Annotated in this window: 14 protein-coding genes; 7 read left to right on the forward strand and 7 right to left on the reverse strand. The window is 74.1% G+C overall.

Annotated features, from left to right (window positions below; all coding sequences use genetic code 11):
- Window positions 1-142 precede the first annotated feature (142 nt).
- From ACIP5W_RS18340 to ACIP5W_RS18355, 4 genes are all read left to right on the forward strand, one after another.
- Window positions 143-574, forward strand: coding sequence for a DUF6643 family protein (locus ACIP5W_RS18340; RefSeq protein WP_401474027.1), 432 nt, complete (start codon window positions 143-145; stop codon window positions 572-574).
- A gap of 42 nt (window positions 575-616) precedes the next feature.
- Window positions 617-1,441: an MOSC domain-containing protein gene (locus tag ACIP5W_RS18345; protein ID WP_401474030.1), complete on the forward strand. Its 825-nt coding sequence runs from the start codon at window positions 617-619 to the stop codon at window positions 1,439-1,441.
- 202 nt (window positions 1,442-1,643) lie between these two features.
- The gene (locus tag ACIP5W_RS18350; protein WP_401474442.1) at window positions 1,644-2,249 is read left to right on the forward strand and encodes a hypothetical protein; all 606 of its coding nucleotides are present in this window, start codon (window positions 1,644-1,646) and stop codon (window positions 2,247-2,249) included.
- A 168-nt stretch (window positions 2,250-2,417) separates the two neighbouring features.
- Entirely contained in the window at window positions 2,418-4,856 is a 2,439-nt protein-coding gene (locus ACIP5W_RS18355; RefSeq protein ID WP_401474032.1) for a right-handed parallel beta-helix repeat-containing protein, read from the forward strand.
- Window positions 4,857-4,903: 47 nt separating this feature from the next.
- On the opposite strand, the gene ACIP5W_RS18360 is transcribed toward ACIP5W_RS18355, so the two are convergent.
- Window positions 4,904-7,231 (reverse strand): hypothetical protein, encoded by a 2,328-nt coding sequence (locus ACIP5W_RS18360; RefSeq protein WP_401474035.1) that lies wholly within the window; start codon window positions 7,229-7,231, stop codon window positions 4,904-4,906.
- Window positions 7,232-7,533: 302 nt separating this feature from the next.
- Between ACIP5W_RS18360 and ACIP5W_RS18365 the strand changes: the two genes are divergently transcribed.
- Window positions 7,534-8,364, forward strand: coding sequence for a DeoR/GlpR family DNA-binding transcription regulator (locus ACIP5W_RS18365; protein WP_401474038.1), 831 nt, complete (start codon window positions 7,534-7,536; stop codon window positions 8,362-8,364).
- A gap of 172 nt (window positions 8,365-8,536) precedes the next feature.
- Here the strand turns inward: ACIP5W_RS18365 and ACIP5W_RS18370 are convergent, their stop codons facing one another.
- The gene (locus tag ACIP5W_RS18370; RefSeq protein ID WP_401474041.1) at window positions 8,537-9,661 is read right to left on the reverse strand and encodes a PLP-dependent cysteine synthase family protein; all 1,125 of its coding nucleotides are present in this window, start codon (window positions 9,659-9,661) and stop codon (window positions 8,537-8,539) included.
- Between the two features lie 341 nt (window positions 9,662-10,002).
- Here ACIP5W_RS18370 and ACIP5W_RS18375 point away from each other — a divergent pair, with 341 nt between their 5' ends.
- Both ACIP5W_RS18375 and ACIP5W_RS18380 read left to right on the forward strand, forming a co-directional pair.
- Window positions 10,003-10,326, forward strand: a complete 324-nt coding sequence (locus ACIP5W_RS18375) for a hypothetical protein (protein WP_401474044.1) — start codon at window positions 10,003-10,005, stop codon at window positions 10,324-10,326.
- A gap of 233 nt (window positions 10,327-10,559) precedes the next feature.
- On the forward strand, window positions 10,560-11,090 hold the full coding sequence (locus tag ACIP5W_RS18380; RefSeq protein ID WP_401474047.1) for an ATP-binding protein: 531 nt from the start codon (window positions 10,560-10,562) through the stop codon (window positions 11,088-11,090).
- A 260-nt stretch (window positions 11,091-11,350) separates the two neighbouring features.
- Here the strand turns inward: ACIP5W_RS18380 and ACIP5W_RS18385 are convergent, their stop codons facing one another.
- The 5 genes from ACIP5W_RS18385 to ACIP5W_RS18405 form a co-directional block, all read right to left on the reverse strand.
- The gene (locus ACIP5W_RS18385; protein WP_401474050.1) at window positions 11,351-11,632 is read right to left on the reverse strand and encodes an SHOCT domain-containing protein; all 282 of its coding nucleotides are present in this window, start codon (window positions 11,630-11,632) and stop codon (window positions 11,351-11,353) included.
- Between the two features lie 32 nt (window positions 11,633-11,664).
- Window positions 11,665-12,087 carry a PPOX class F420-dependent oxidoreductase gene (locus ACIP5W_RS18390; protein WP_401474053.1) on the reverse strand — a complete coding sequence of 141 codons (423 nt, stop codon included), beginning with the start codon at window positions 12,085-12,087 and terminating at the stop codon, window positions 11,665-11,667.
- Between the two features lie 236 nt (window positions 12,088-12,323).
- Window positions 12,324-13,214 (reverse strand): NAD(P)-dependent oxidoreductase, encoded by an 891-nt coding sequence (locus ACIP5W_RS18395; RefSeq protein WP_401474056.1) that lies wholly within the window; start codon window positions 13,212-13,214, stop codon window positions 12,324-12,326.
- A 59-nt stretch (window positions 13,215-13,273) separates the two neighbouring features.
- On the reverse strand, window positions 13,274-13,444 hold the full coding sequence (locus tag ACIP5W_RS18400; RefSeq protein WP_401474058.1) for a hypothetical protein: 171 nt from the start codon (window positions 13,442-13,444) through the stop codon (window positions 13,274-13,276).
- A gap of 484 nt (window positions 13,445-13,928) precedes the next feature.
- On the reverse strand, window positions 13,929-15,173 hold the full coding sequence (locus tag ACIP5W_RS18405) for an ROK family protein (RefSeq protein WP_401474061.1): 1,245 nt from the start codon (window positions 15,171-15,173) through the stop codon (window positions 13,929-13,931).
- Window positions 15,174-15,180 lie beyond the last annotated feature (7 nt).

The raw sequence follows: 15,180 nt of genomic DNA on the forward strand, positions 1-15,180 counted from the left end.
GCCTTTACACGATCCGAACCATGATTGCCGCCCCTTTTTGCCAAGTTCGCTCGCATTGGGTATCCGAAGTCATCGCCGACACGGAAAACAACCCTCTTATCGGTCTCCCCAACCAGCACATCGTGGGCTTAACTTATGTGCCATGACCTCCCCCCGCTCCACCTATGGCGGCGGCTACTACTCCGCCTCCTTCCCGGACACTCCGATCTACGACTCGCTCGTGGCCGAGCGGGGCACCCCGCAGATCGCCCCGATCCGGGTCCCCGCCGCCTACGACACGGGCAGCAGTCTGCCCGCGTTGCCGTCGGCACTGCCCGCCCTCCCGGCGGCCCCGTCCCCGTACGGCTACGGCTACCCGCAGGCGCAGCAGCCCGCTCCGCTGCAGCAGGCGCCGGCCGCCTACATCCCGCCGCAGGCCACCGCGCCGCGTGGCTATCCCGGCCCGCAGATGCAGCAGCCGCCGCGCCCCGCCGGGCCCGGCACGGGGTACGACGCGATGCGCCCCGCGGCTCCCCGGCCCGCCGCGCCCCAGTACCAGGACCCGTACAACAACCAGCAGTACCGCGGTTACTGAGCCGCCCCGGGGACAGTCGCCGCCACCTGGCAGGATGAGGCCATGGGGAATGCCGAGCTGCTGTCGATCCACGTCCATCCGGTCAAGGCGTTCCGGGGCCAGGCGCCCCGGAAGGCAGAAGTGGAGCCCTGGGGGCTGGCCGGAGACCGACGCTGGGCGCTGATCGACCACGGGGGAAAGGTCGTCACCCAGCGTCAGCAGCCGCGCCTCGCACAAGCCGCCGCCGAGCTCCTGCCCGGCGGCGGTGTCCGTCTGTCCGCGCCCGGTCTGGCGCCGCTGTCCGTCTCCGTGCCGCGGCCGATCGGAACGGTCTCGCTGGAGATCTTCCGCGACAAGGTGGAGGGGGTCCTCGCCGACGAGGCCGCGCACGCCTGGTGCAGCGCCCTTCTCGGCGCCGACGTGCGTCTGGTGCACATGGACGACCCCGCGAGGCGCCGGGCCGTCGACCCCGAGTACGGGCTGCCCGGCGAGACGGTCGCGTTCGCCGACGGGTATCCGCTGCTGGTCACCGCCGTCGCCTCGCTCGACGCCCTCAACTCGCTGATCGCGCGGGGTGAGCACGCCGCGGAAGGGCCGCTGCCGATGAACCGCTTCCGGCCGAACGTGGTCGTGACGGGCACGGAACCGTGGGCCGAGGACGGCTGGTCGCGTCTGACCATCGGCGAGGTCGGTTTCCGGGTCGCCAAGCCGTGCGGCCGGTGCGTGGTGACCACGACCGACCAGGCCACCGCGGAGCGCGGCAAGGAACCCCTCCACACGCTGGGACGGCATCGGCGGCTGGGCGGCAAGCTGGTCTTCGGACAGAATCTGGTGCCCCTCTCCCGCGGCACCATCCGGGTGGGCGACCCGGTCACCGTCGTGGGCTGACGAGCGCGGCGCGGGTCGGGGCCTGCCGGTTGGGGCCGGAGCACGGCACCCCTGGGAACCTCCGCCCGCCCTTTGGCCGTTGTGCTTTTCGTGAGACGTTCATGAAAGGTCCCGGCCGCGGGTGATCTGGCTCTCTCTTCGCCCGGACCCGCACGTGAACGGCTACAAGGGGGGTGTCACGGAGCGGGAAGGGGTGCCGGTGGTGCGGGCGATCGGTGGACTCTGGCGCTGGCGGCACAATCCGTTGCGCCGTACGACGGATCTGGTCGAGGCCTGGGTGGCGCTGACGGCCCTGCTCCTGATCCTGCTGGTGGCACCCGTCGTCGGCTCCCTCGTCGGCGCCGTCGCTCAGGACACCTTGCAGCACACCGTCCGCGACCAGCTCCTCTCCCGCCACCGGGTCCCGGCAACCGTGGTGCGCGAGCTGGAGGGTTCACCACCGGAGGCGGATCCCGAGAGCGTCTCCGGGCGGGACAGCCGCACCCGGGTGGTCGCCGACTGGACCGCTCCCGACGGCACCCCGCACCACGGCACGGTCCTCGTCGGCCTCAAGTCCCCCCACCGGGGCGACCACTTCCTCCTGTGGACCGACACGCACGGCCGCCTGGTGGGCCGCCCTCTGGACCCCGCCATCGCGACCGCCCACGCCGTCCTCGCCGGATTCGGCGCGGCCCTGCTCACCGCGGGCGTCGTCGAAGGGCTCCGAAGACTCGCCGTCCGGCACATGGTCCGCCGCCGGTACGCGCGTTGGGACCAGGCATGGGACCGGGCGGGCCCGGACTGGGGCCGCACGGGCGCCGGCAGCTGACAGCCTTCCGTCTCTGGTCAACCCACCGCCCGCGCGCACGCTACGGTGGACCGGCCGAGCATTCGGCATCGACCCGCGCGCGAGGGAACCGCAGGGGTGCGGCACGGCCGGAGCACCCCGTGGACGAACGAGCGATCAGCAAGACCGAGGTGGGGGCACAGCAACGCCATGGCACAGGGCACGGTCCAGGTGACGCACACCGGCACATCGAGGTGGCGGCGCCGCACGGGTGAGTACACGTCGCTCGCCGCCGCTCTGGAGGCTGCGGCCGAGGGCGACGTGCTCACCATCGCTCCCGGCACTTACCGGGAGAACCTCGTCGTGCAGCGTGCGGTGACCCTGCGCGGCCCCGAGGGCTCCCCCGGCTCCGTCCGCATCGCGCCCGTGGACGGCGTGCCGTTGACGGTGCGGGCCTCGGCCGTGGTGCAGGACCTGCACGTGGAGGGCCAGGACGCGGCGGCGCCCGCGGTGCTCGTCGAGGAGGGCACTCCCGAACTGCTGGACCTGCGGATCGTCACGCGGTCCGCGGCCGGCATCGAGGTGCGCGGCGGCGCGCGTCCGACGGTCCGGCGGTGCACCGTCGACAACCCGGCCGGCATCGGCATCGCCGTGGTCGACGGCGGCGGCGGTGTCTTCGAGGAGTGCGAGGTCGTCGCCGCCGGACAGGCCGGCGTCGCCGTGCGCGGGGGCGGCCATCCCCGGCTGGAACGCTGCCGGGTGCACCACACCTCCGGGGCCGGCCTGAGCGCGACCGGCGACAACTCCGCTCTGGAAGCGGTGGGTTGCGAGGTCTACGAGGTCCGGGGCAGTGGTGTGCAGATCACCGCCCGCGCCACCGCGCACCTCACCGACTGCGATGTGCACCGCACCACCGCCGACGGGATCACGCTCGACACGGACGCCGTGCTCACCCTGGCCGACTGCCGGATCCACGACATCCCGGAGAACGCGGTCGACCTGCGCTCGCGCTCCGTACTGACGCTGACGCGGACGACGGTGCGTCAGTTCGGCCGCAACGGCCTGTCGGTGTGGGACCCGGGCACCCGGGTCGACGCCAACCAGTGCGAGATCTTCGACAGCACCGGCGACTACCCGGCCGTCTGGGTCAGTGACGGCGCCACCGTGGTCCTCGACTCCTGCCGGGTGCACGATGTACCGGACGCCCTGTTCGTCCTCGACCGCGGTTCGCGCGCGGACGTCGTCGACAGCGACCTCTTCCAGGTGCGCAACACGGCCGTGTCGGTCAGCGACGGCGCGACCGCCCAGCTCGACGACTGCCGGATCCGGGACGCGGCGACCGGCGCCTGGTTCCGCGACCACGGCAGCGGCGGCACGCTCAACAACTGCACCGTGGACGCCACCCAGACCGGCGTGATCGTCACCAAGGGCGCCGACCCCACGGTGGAGCGCTGCACCGTCGACTCCCCCGCCGAGGCCGGCTTCTACGTGTCGGCAGGCGGCCGCGGCAGCTTCCTGAACTGCCGGGTCACCAACAGCGGCGGCTACGGCTTCCACGTGATAGACGGCTGCCGTACGACGCTGCGCAAGTGCCGGACCGAGCGCTGCGCGCGGCGGGGGTACGAGTTCGCGGACGCCGGCCCGGACGCCGCGGCCGGCTCCGGTCCCGTGGTCGAGGACTGCACGAGCGACGAGAGCGCCGGCGTCCCCACGCCGGGCGCGCGGGAGACCGCCGTGGAAGCGGTGCCCTCCTCGCCGGGGCTGCTCGGCGCGCTCCCCGAGCAGCGTGCCACCGTGCCCGAGGCGCGACCGGTCGCGGCCGAGCCGGAGCGGCAGGTGCGGGCCTCCACGGACGTGATGGGTGAACTCGACGCCCTGGTGGGTCTGGAGAGCGTCAAGCGCGAGGTGCGGGCGCTGACCGACATGATCGAGGTGGGCCGGCGCCGGCAGCAGGCCGGTCTGAAAGCGGCCTCGGTCAAGCGGCATCTGGTCTTCACCGGCTCCCCCGGCACCGGCAAGACGACGGTGGCGCGTCTCTACGGCGAGATCCTCGCCGCGCTGCACGTCCTGGAGAAGGGCCACCTGGTCGAGGTGTCACGCGTCGACCTGGTCGGCGAGCACATCGGCTCGACCGCGATCCGCACCCAGGAGGCCTTCGAGCGGGCGCGCGGCGGTGTGCTGTTCATCGACGAGGCGTACGCGCTCTCCCCGGAGGACGCCGGGCGTGACTTCGGCAAGGAGGCCATCGACACGCTCGTGAAGCTGATGGAGGACCACCGGGACGCCGTGGTGGTGATCGTCGCCGGGTACACGGCCGAGATGGAGCGGTTCCTGTCGGTCAACCCCGGTGTGGCGTCGCGTTTCTCGCGGACCATCACCTTCGGCGACTACGGTCCCGACGAACTGCTGCGGATCGTCGAGCAGCAGGCCGAGGAGCACGAGTACCGGCTGGCGCCGGGCGCCCCGGAGGCACTCCTGAAGTACTTCACGGAGATCCCCAAGGGCGCCGCCTTCGGCAACGGCCGCACCGCCCGCCAGACCTTCGAGGCGATGGTGGAGCGCCACGCGAGCCGCGTCGCCCACGTCCCGGACCCGAGCACGGACGACCTGACCCTGCTGTACGCGGAGGACCTGCCGGAACTGTCCTAGGTGTATTGACCCGAGAGGTTGGGGACGCGGCCGGCGGGTCAATGCACCTAGCCGTCCGCCGACGCCTGTGTGCGCTGGGGCGGGAGGTCCGGCCGCAGGCGGGACAGCAGGCGTTCGCGTTCCTCGGCGAAGGCCGGGTCCGCCTGGTAGTCGGAGTGGCCCAGGATCGGTGAGGGCAGGGGGTGGGCGTCGGTGCGGCCGTAGGCCAGGGGGTCGGCGAGGGCGGCGCGGTCGACCTCGGGGCCGCAGTCGTCGCCGGACAACCGGACCGGGCCGCCGATGGGGTCGGTGGGGCGGTGGAGGTTGCGCCAGCAGTCGATGTCCTCGTGCAGGGCGTTCAGCGCGGCGGGGCCGAAGTGGGCCGGGAACCAGCGGCCGTAGAGGCGCTCGATCGGGGAGCCGTAGGTCAGCAGGGCGACGCGGCCGCGGTCGGCGGGGCTCAGTTGCCAGGCCGCCGCGGCGGCGAGGACGCTGCCCTGGGAGTGGCCGGAGATCACCAGGCGTCCGCCGGTGGCGCGGGTCCAGGTGGCCATGCGCCAGGTCAGGTCGGGAACCGCCCGCTCGGCGTAGCAGGGCGGGGAGAAGGGGTGCGCGGCGCGCGGCCAGAAGGTGCCGACGTCCCAGAGGATGCCGATGGTGCGGCGCGCGGAGGCGTCCTTGTAGGCGCGCCGGCCCCAGGTGACGAAGAGTATGAAGCCGAGCCCTATCAACCAGGAACCGAGCGCCTGACCGGTCTGGGCCGCGCCGTGGACGAGGGGGTGCGCGTGCTCGGCGGCCCGGTCGGGGGTCCGGCCGGTGGCGAGGGCGCCGACGAGCGCGCCGGCGCCGAGCAGCAGGGTCGCGGTGGAGGTGACGGCGACGAGGAGCGGGGCCCGGTCGGTGAGGGTGGCCATGGCGCGGGCGCGGGCGATGCGCTGGGTGCGGGCCGGGTCGCCGGGGTGGACGCCGTACTCGCGGGCCACCGCGACCCGCTCGGCGCGGGCCAGCCGCACGGCCCCCCGGGCGAGCAGGCCGCACAGGGCCAGCAGCACGATCAGCAGTGCCGGGATCACGGACGCCTGCCAGGTCAGCAGCACCGGCGGCCCGGCGAGGAAGGTGCCGGTGCCGTCCAGCCAGTCCGAGACGCGCTGGGACACTCCGCCGGACATCACGCTGCCGAGGGCGCAGGCGAGCGTCGCGACGGCGGGGCCGCCCAGGCCTTTCAGGGCGGCCCGGCCTTGCGGGTCGCTCCCGGCCCCGCGGTACAGGACCGAGGCGACGACCGCGAGGGCGATCACCAGCGCGCCCTGGACGAGGGCGATGCCGCCGAAGGTCACGTCCCCCGGCAGCCGGCCGGCCGACCGCCACGCGGGGCGGTCCCACCCGGCGTACACGCAGGTGAGGGCGAGCAGGACGAGGGCGGCCAGCGGCAGGCGCCGTACGAGGTGGGCGTCGAGGCGGCGGTCCAGGCGGTGCTCGCTGCGGCCCCGGCGGCACACCACCCAGACCGTGGCGAGCGCGCCGGCGGCCAGGGCGGCCTCCAGGAGCCGGCCGAGGGCGTCGAGCAGGGCGGGACCGCCGGGCGCGCGGTCCTGGCGTGCGGCGGCGGTGCCGACGGCGGCGGCCACCGTGAGCAGGCCGGCCGCGGTGTGGGCCGCGCGCAGCCGGGCGACCAGACGGCGCCCGTACCAGAAGCCGGGGCGGCCGAGGGCGGTGTCGCCGAGCGCGTCCTCGGGTTCGGTCCGGGGGTTCGGCGGCTCCTGGGACTCGTACGCCCGCCAGGTGCGGTGGGAGAGGTACCAGAGCAGGGCGGTGAGGACGGTCGGGACGAGGGCCGCGAGGGCCAGGCGGCGGCCGGGCAGGCTCCACCAGCCGCCGTCGGACACGGTCGGGGACAGGAAGCCCAGCCAGGTGTGCCGTTCGGCGCACGCGCGGGTGCCCGCGCACTGCCAGGCCGTCAGGTCGAGTGCGACCTCGCAGGCGGCGGCGACGAGCAGGACCGTCAGGGTGAGACCGGTGAGCCGTACCAGCAGTCCGTACAGGCGCACCGCGCGGGTGCGTCGCCGGGCGGCGGGACGCATCCAGTGGGCGAGGTTGACGACCATGAACGGCAGCAGCAGGAGCCACAGGGCGCGGGTGCCGTTGCCGGAGGTGAGGTTGGACCAGACGTAGGCCTCGGGGACCGGCCGGTCCCCCGGTCCGCCGGTCGCCGCGCTCTCGGCGTCCACGTCGCCCTCGCGCCGGTACACGGCGGCCGTGTCGTCGCCGGTGATCCGCACGGTGCGCGGATCGTTCAGCATCTTCTCGGGCGTGGCTCCGCCCACGCCGTGTACGAGGAGTTCCAGCGCGGCCGAGGCCGCCGGGCCGGTCGAGGCTCGTTCCTGCGCACGTTCCACTGTTCTCGCACTTCCCCCGTGACGCGCTGCCGTTCCGTGTGCGTGCGGCACAAGGATCGCCGCTGCGCGACGAGTGCGCACGCGTTGTCACCGAATATCCCCTTTCCGTGTGGGGATCGGAACCGCCGGGTGTCATGGTTGTGACATGCCCGCGACGGGCGGGGGGTGATACGGCCGGTGGTGGCCCGTGCGAGGATGGGACGCCCGCACGACCGCCGACCGGCAGAATGTCCTTGTCGCGGCAGGTACGCGGGCGTGTCGGACGGAGTGGGTCGGCTTGAGTCGAGAGGACCGGAGCGTACGTGAGTGAGAATCAGAACCTCCTCGCGGAGCAGCGGCGCGCACTGATCCTCGACGAGGTCCGGCGCCGGGGCGGTGTCCGGGTCAACGAGCTGACCCGCAAGCTCGGCGTGTCGGACATGACGGTGCGCCGCGATCTCGACGCGCTGTCCCGTCAGGGTGTCCTGGAGAAGGTGCACGGCGGTGCGGTGCCGATCGTGGAGGCGAGCACCCACGAGCCTGGGTTCGAGGCCAAGTCGGGCCTGGAGCTGAGCGCCAAGGAGGACATCGCGCGGGCCGCGGCCGAACTGGTCGCGCCGGGCAGCGCGATCGCGCTGTCGGGGGGGACGACGACGTACGCGCTGGCCCACCGGCTGGTGGACGTGCCGGACCTGACGGTGGTGACCAACTCGGTGCGCGTGGCGGACGTCTTCCACATGGCGCAGCGCACCTCGGGCCCCCGGCAGGGGGCGGCGACGGTCGTGCTGACCGGCGGCGTGCGCACGCCGTCCGACTCGCTGGTGGGGCCGGTCGCCGATCAGGCCATCGCGGCGCTCCACTTCGACGTGCTGTTCCTGGGCGTGCACGGGATATCGGCCGAGGCCGGTCTGTCCACGCCGAACCTGGCGGAGGCCGAGACCAACCGGCGTCTGGTGCAGTCGGCGCGCCGGGTCGTGGTGGTCGCCGACCACACCAAGTGGGGTGTGGTCGGACTGAGTTCCTTCGCGGCGCTGGAGCAGGTCGACACGCTGGTGACGGACGCCGGGCTGCCGGGCGCGGTGCGCGCGGAGATCTCCGAGCATCTGCGGCGGCTCGTGGTCGCCGGTGAGGCCGCCGAGGGTGCGGACACCTGATCTTCCGGTCCGACGGGACGCCGGTCAGGGCGACGGACCCGTTTCCGCCGTGCCGGGGAGTTGCCCGGCCGGCCCACCGTCTGCGTCCCGAGGACCCGGGCTTCGTCACCACCGCGCCGGTACGGCGCGTCCTCGCCGAGGAGATCTCGGCGGCGCACGGGCCCCGTGCCCCTCAGTCCGGCCACACCCCCGTCGCCAGCAGGGAGTCGATCGCCGCGCTGTACGGGCCGATGTCCAGGCCCTGTCCGGCGAGCCAGGCGTCGGAGTAGTACTTGTCGAGATAGCGGTCGCCCGGGTCGCACAGCAGGGTGACCACACTGCCCTGCCGGCCCTCGGCCACCATCTCGGCGACGATCTTCAGCGCGCTCCACAGGCCCGTGCCCGTCGAGCCGCCCGCCTTGCGGCCGATGGCGCGTTCCAGGGCGCGGACGGCGGCGACGCTGGCGGCGTCCGGGACCTTCATCATCCGGTCGACGGCTCCGGGCAGGAAGCTCGGCTCCATGCGGGGCCGCCCGATGCCCTCGATGCGGGAGCCGCAGTCGCAGGTGACGTCCGGATCGCCGGTGGTCCAGCCCTCGAAGAAGCAGGAGTTCTCGGGGTCGGCGACGCAGATGCGGGTGTCGCGCTGGGTGTAGTGGACGTAGCGGGCGAGGGTCGCGGAGGTGCCGCCGGTACCGGCCGTGGCGACGATCCAGGCGGGCTCCGGGAACCGCTCCAACTCCAGCTGGCGGAAGATGGATTCGGCGATGTTGTTGTTGCCGCGCCAGTCCGTGGCCCGCTCGGCGTAGGTGAACTGGTCCATGTAGTGGCCGCCGGTGTCGGCCGCGAGGCGGGCCGACTCCTCGTACATCTTCCGTGAGTCGTCCACGAAGTGGCACTGTCCGCCGTGGAACTGGATCAGGCGGATCTTCTCGGCGCTCGTCGTGCGGGGCATGACGGCGATGAAGGGCACCCCGATCAGCTTGGCGAAGTAGGCCTCGGAGACGGCGGTCGAACCACTGGACGCCTCGATCACCGGGCGGTCCGGCCTGATCCAGCCATTGCACAGGGCGTAGAGGAAGAGGGAGCGGGCGAGCCGGTGCTTGAGGCTGCCGGTGGGGTGGGTCGACTCGTCCTTCAGGTAGAGGTCGATGCCCCACCGTTCCGGCAGCGGGAAGCGCAGCAGGTGGGTGTCGGCGGAGCGGTTGGCGTCGGCCTGGACCTTGCGGACGGCTTCTTTCAGCCAGCCTCGGAAGGCGGTGTCGCTGCGGTCGACGTCGAGGGTCGCGCCGGTCCGCAGATGCTCGGGGGTGGTCACGGCGGGCTCCTTCGTGCGGGGCGCCGGCAGCGCCGCACGCGGCCGACGCCTCGATCATAGACACCTTCCACACGCTTCTCACCTGCATAAACGCATCTTTGAGCGCCCCAAAGGAGGCCCTGGGGACGGCGGGTCGGCCGGCGGGGGGGCGCATTCCGCGAGTGCTCCGGGTGGCTGCGGACCGTGTGTCGCGCGCACTGGTGCTCGACGGCCCGCGCGGGCAGACTGCACCCGGCGGGGCGGAGGTTCCGCACGGGGGACGCACACTGGATCACGACACGAGCTGGTTTCCGGCCCGCCCAGGAGCACGGGCCGGCACACCCACGCGCAAGGGGGCGGGGATGGCTGAGCCGGAGTTCACGGCGACGGGCGTGCGGATCGGGAAGCGACTGCGCTCGCTCACCCGGGCCGGACAGGTCCGGATCAACGACGGCAGGCTGGAGTTGCTCACCAGCTACGGCAGCGAGATCGACAGCGCGCCGGTGCAGGCGGTACGCGCCTCCCGGCCCTGGTTCGCCCCGGAGGACCGGGCACTGGCCGACCTGAACGGCAACCGGTACCTGCTGACCCTGGGCGACCACGACCCGGCACCCGGTGAGCCGGGTCCGCCCGCGGCGCGCCGGTTCATCGAGGCCGTGCGCAGGGCGGCGGGACGCGGGAACTGAAGAGCCGGGTGCAAAGCGGTGCGGCCGACCCGCAGTGGCCGGACGGGCACCGCGAGTTGCGCTCTCCCGCCTCTTGCGCCACGCTGGTCCCACGTCACTCTGGGTTTACCGGCGATAACGCTGCGAACCAGCCCGCCGGCCACGAAAGCAGGCGGCCGCCCTAGCGCAGACGCACTGCTCCGATCGATCCGAACTCCGTGTTCTTCCGGACCTCACGTCGGGGAGTCGCAGCCGTGATCAGCAACCCAAGCAGGCACTGCACGGTAGAGCTCCAAGCCCTGCCGTCGCGGATAGGCCAGGTCCGCAGAATCGTATCGGCGCAACTGCGCTACTGGCGTCTCGATCCCCTCATAGACCGGGCGGCGCTCGGTGTGACCGAGCTGTTGACCAACGTCCACCTGCACGCCCGGCCCGACAAGACGTGCACCGTGGAGATGGAGCTGCTGCTCGACCGGCTCACGGTCTCCGTGCGCGACCGCGACCCCAGGCTTCCGGTGGTCGACGACCTCGAGGTGGCCGACTCGTTCGCCACGTGCGGGCGCGGTCTCGCCATGGTGGCAGCGGTCAGCGAGGAGTGGGGCGCCCGGCCGGACGGCGATTCCGGCAAGGTCGTCTGGTTCACCCTTCCTGCGCCGGTCCCGGCACCCGAGCGGTCTGCGCGGCCTCCGCGCCGGCTGGTCACCGACCGGCTGTTCCCGGAGGTCGTGACGGTCGACGACCTCAGCCCCGCACACGCTCCCGCCCGGCCGGCCGTCGTCGGCTGACCGGGAGGTGATCCCTTCGCCGTACGCGCGGACCCACCTCCACCCGGTGGTCGATCCGCGCGTACGGCGGGGTCGTGCGCCGGCGATCCGCGGTGTACGGCGGGTTCGCGTGGTGCGGGTCCGCGTACGACGGTGTCGCGCGAGGGCGGTCGTCGTACGTCGGGTACGCGCCGGGCGTACCGCCGCCGGGGTCACCGGATCGCGCCGGCACGGCGTCGGTGACCCCGGCGCGGCGGTGCGCGTGGTGGTGGCCGCGGCCGTCACCGGCCGCCATGGCCGCCGAACTGCTCGTCCAGGACGGACAGCCGGCGCCAGTACTCGTCCTCGTCGATCTCGCCGGAGGCGAAGCGGCGGCCGAGGACCGCGAGCGGTGAGTCGCCGGCGGGGCGGGGGCCGGCGGCCCGGGGACCGCGGCGGCCGGCCCGCACGGTGCGGCCGCCCGGATCGTTCCCACGAGTGCACCTTCCGCGTGCCGTGCACGGAAGCCGAGTGCGGCGTGTGCCCCGAGCGCGGGGCGATTCGGTGGCCCGGCCGCGCCGCACCGTACCGGCGTGAGGGTGCGGCCGGGCCCGCGTCACGCGGACGGCCGGCCGCTGTCCTTCATCGCGCCCCAGCCGTGCCAGCGCTCGACCTCGATCCAGGCGCTGACGCGGGGCCGGACCCGGTCCGGGTAGGGGTTGCCCGTGTAGTGCGAGGAGATGCGGTCGATGTCGGCCAGGCCCTCGTCGTCGTGGAACTCGGCGACCCGGCCGATGAGGGTGACGTGGGTGTACCAGTTCTCGCCGTCCAGGACGGTCAGGGTGACGCGGGGGTCGCGGTGCAGGTGCTTCAGCCGGACCCGGCTCTCGTCGAGGCTGATGAGGACCCGGCCGTCGTCCCACACGTACCAGGTGGGGGTGGACACGGGGGTGCCGTCGGAACGCAGGGTCGCCATCACGCAGGGGTTGGGGCGGCTCAGCAGTTCGACGGCCTCGGGCGGCAGCGGCGGCTTGGACATCGGCTTCTCCTCGGTGGGCTGGGCGGGTGGTGTCGCGCGTGTACCCGGCGTGCCCGGCGCAACCGGGGCGCCGGTGTGGCCACGGGTGCCTGCGGCGTGCTTCGGGAGCAGGCGGGCTCACGTCGTGCGGCGTACCCCGGAGGCGGGTGTCGTCACGCGCGGGTGCGTACGGCGGCGCGCCCCGGGGCGGGCGCGTGGTTCCGCCCGTGCCCGGGGTCGGTGTGCCGGTGTGCCGGTCAGGCGGGCGGCTGGTCCTCGAAGCTGGCGAAGTAGGCGGCGGCCATGTCCTCGTCGGCGTGGCCCTGGGTGACGGCGCGCTCCAGGCGGTCGGCGCTCGCGGAGGCCACGTCCAGACGGACGCCGCGCTTGGCTCCGGCCTCGACGATCAGACGGGCGTCCTTGGCGGCGGTCGCCACGCCGAACTGCGGCGGCGTGAGCCGGTCCTCGACGACCAGCGCGGACTTGGCGCGGAGGTAGCCCATGTCCAGCGGGCCGCCGGCGATCAGCTCGAAGAAGTCGTCCGGGTCGACGTCGAGGGCCTTGGACAGGGCCAGGACCTCGCCGGCCGCGGCGGTGGCCGCGATCACCCAGCTGTTGGCGACGAGCTTCAGGCGGGTGGCACTGCCGGCCGCACCGTCCTCGCCGGTCCACACCGTGCGGACGCCCACGGCGTCCAGAACGGGACGGACGGCGGCGCGGTGGGCCTCCGGTCCGGCCGCCAGCACGGTCAGCTGACCGGCCTCGGCGGGCTGGCGGGTGCCCAGCACGGGCGCGTCGAAGAACACGAGGCCGTGCCCGCGGGCGAAGGCCGCCAGGTCCTCGACGGCGTCGACACCGACGGTGGTCGACTGCACCCAGGCGGCACCGGCGCGCAGTCCGGGGGCCGCCGCGCGCACGGCCTCCAGGGCGGCGGGGCCGTCGTGGACCATGGTCAGGACGACGTCGGCGCCGCGGACGGCGTCGGCGGGGGTGTCGGCGAGGGCGACGCCGTCGGCGGCCAGCGGCTCGGCCTTGGCGCGGGTGCGGTTCCAGGCGCGGACGGTGTGTCCGGCGCGGGCGAGGTTGCGGGCCATCGCGGCACCCATGATGCCGGTGCCCAGCACACCCACGGTCAGCTTGTCGGTCATGACGTCAACTTCCTGATCCTCGAGCGGGGTCACTGCGGACGGTACGGGACCGGACGCGGTCACTTCGACGCGGCGCGCACCAGCCCGTCCAGCCACGTCAGGTGGCCGTTCGGCATCGGATCGGGCCGCTGTCGCGCCAGGGCGGCGGCAGGCGCGCCGATCCGGGTCTCCTGGGTCAGGACGCGGACGCGGCCACCGGGCAGGTCATCCGTCAGCCAGGCGTGCAGCACGTCCAGCCGCTCCTCGGGACCGCCGTCCCGCTTCGCCGTCCAGGACAGGCGGCCGGGGACGCCCTCGGCGGGCGCCTGGAAGCGGACGACGAGGGCGTCCAGGGGCGGGAAGAGGCCGAAGGCGGCGAAGCGGGCGGCCAGGCAGTCCGACGCGGCTGCACACGCCCGGGACGCCGCCGCTCAGCACCCCGTTCCCGGTCCGGCGGCCGAGGGCCGGGGGCCGGCGCCGACCCGGACGCGGCGAGGGTGCGCGACCGGCTGTGGGGGGCGGTGGGGTCCTGGTGATCGAGACCGGTCGTCCCTCCCGCGGCCGCCGCGACGACGCGTTCAGCCGCCGCGGCGACGCGTTCGAAGGACCCGCCGACTCCGTCGGGCGGCAGCCGTCGCGGTCGACCGCGCGAGACCGGAAGGGGCCGCGACCACGTCCGTCGACGCGCGGCTTGCCGGCGCTGGCCGCCCGTGGCGGCTGCCGCCTCCTGCCCGGTCACCTGACGCCCAACGCCGCCAGCGGGTCGTCCAGCACGGGCTGCCAGGCCAGCTCCGCCGCTCCGACCAGACTGTTGTGGTCGAGGGAGCAGGCGAGGATGGGGACGCCACCGCTGCGGCCCCACAGGCTGCGGTCGGCGACGACCGCGCGGAGCCGGTCGGGGTCGGTGTCCAGGAGGGTGCGGTGCAGGCCTCCGAGGATGATGCGATCGGGGTTGAGGATGTTCACCAGGCCGGCCAGGCCCAGGCCGAGGCGGTCGATCAGGGCCTCGGCGGCCGTACGGACGACCGGGTCGGCGTACTCCTCGCGGATCAGTTCGTTGGCCTGCTGGAGCAGGGAGCCCTCGGGGCCGGGCGCGCGGCCGGCGGTGGTGAGCAGGGCCAGTGGGTCGGCCTCGACGTCGAGACAGCCGCGGCTGCCGCAGTGGCAGGGACGGCCCTCGGGATTGACGGTGAGGTGCCCGACCTCGAGGGCGAGGCCCGAACTGCCCGTGTGCAGGCGCCCGTCGAGGACCAGCGCACCACCGACGCCGCGGTGCCCGGTGGCCACGCACAGCAGATCGCGGGCACCGCGTCCGGCGCCGTGCCGGTGTTCGGCGAGGGCGGCGGCGTTGACGTCGTTGACGGCGAACGCCGGGCCGTCGACGCCGGCCGCGCGGACCCGGTCGGCGAAGATCTCCCGCACCGGCGCCCCCACCGGCCAGGCGAGGTGCAGCGGGTTGAGCGCCAGCCCCTCGGGGGCGGTCACCGCGGACGGCACGGCGAGGCCGGCGCCCACACAGCGCCGGCCGGTACGGTCCAGCAGGTCGGCTCCGGCGTCCACGGCGGCGCCGAGCACCTTGGCCGGGTCGGCGTCGACGGCCTCGCAGCTGGGGGTGGTGGCGACGATCCGCCCGCCGAGGCCGACCAGGGCGGCCCGGAAGCCGTCGGCGTGCACCTGGGCGGCCAGGACGACGGGGCCGTCCTCGTCGACTTCGAGCCGGTGGGAGGGCCGGCCCTGGGAACCGGCGGCGGCGCCGGGCCGCGCGTCGACCCGGATCAGCCCGAGCGCCTCCAGTTCCGCGGCGACCGCGCCGGCCGTGGCGCGGGTGACGCCGAGTTCGGCGGTGAGCACCGCACGGGTCGGCGCCCGCCCGGTGTGCACGAGCTCCAACGCGGGCCCGAGCGCACCGCGCCCCCGGTCCAACCGCGCTCTCGAGGTGGTTCCTTCCCCCGCCGGCCGGGGGTCCGCCTTGCCGCTCATGAGGGCG

It is taken from the genome of Streptomyces sp. NPDC088766 (genome assembly GCF_044750845.1).
Classification (GTDB): Bacteria; Actinomycetota; Actinomycetes; order Streptomycetales; family Streptomycetaceae; genus Streptomyces.

Excerpts from the sequence above, each read along its gene's own strand:
- ACIP5W_RS18345 (WP_401474030.1), top strand. The coding sequence starts at position 617 with ATGGGGAATGCCGAGCTGCTGTCGATCCACGTCCATCCGGTCAAGGCG.
- ACIP5W_RS18405 (WP_401474061.1), bottom strand. The coding sequence starts at position 15,173 with ATGAGCGGCAAGGCGGACCCCCGGCCGGCGGGGGAAGGAACCACCTCG.
- ACIP5W_RS18355 (WP_401474032.1), top strand. The coding sequence starts at position 2,418 with ATGGCACAGGGCACGGTCCAGGTGACGCACACCGGCACATCGAGGTGG.
- ACIP5W_RS18395 (WP_401474056.1), bottom strand. The coding sequence starts at position 13,214 with ATGACCGACAAGCTGACCGTGGGTGTGCTGGGCACCGGCATCATGGGT.
- ACIP5W_RS18340 (WP_401474027.1), top strand. The coding sequence starts at position 143 with ATGACCTCCCCCCGCTCCACCTATGGCGGCGGCTACTACTCCGCCTCC.
- ACIP5W_RS18390 (WP_401474053.1), bottom strand. The coding sequence starts at position 12,087 with ATGTCCAAGCCGCCGCTGCCGCCCGAGGCCGTCGAACTGCTGAGCCGC.
- ACIP5W_RS18375 (WP_401474044.1), top strand. The coding sequence starts at position 10,003 with ATGGCTGAGCCGGAGTTCACGGCGACGGGCGTGCGGATCGGGAAGCGA.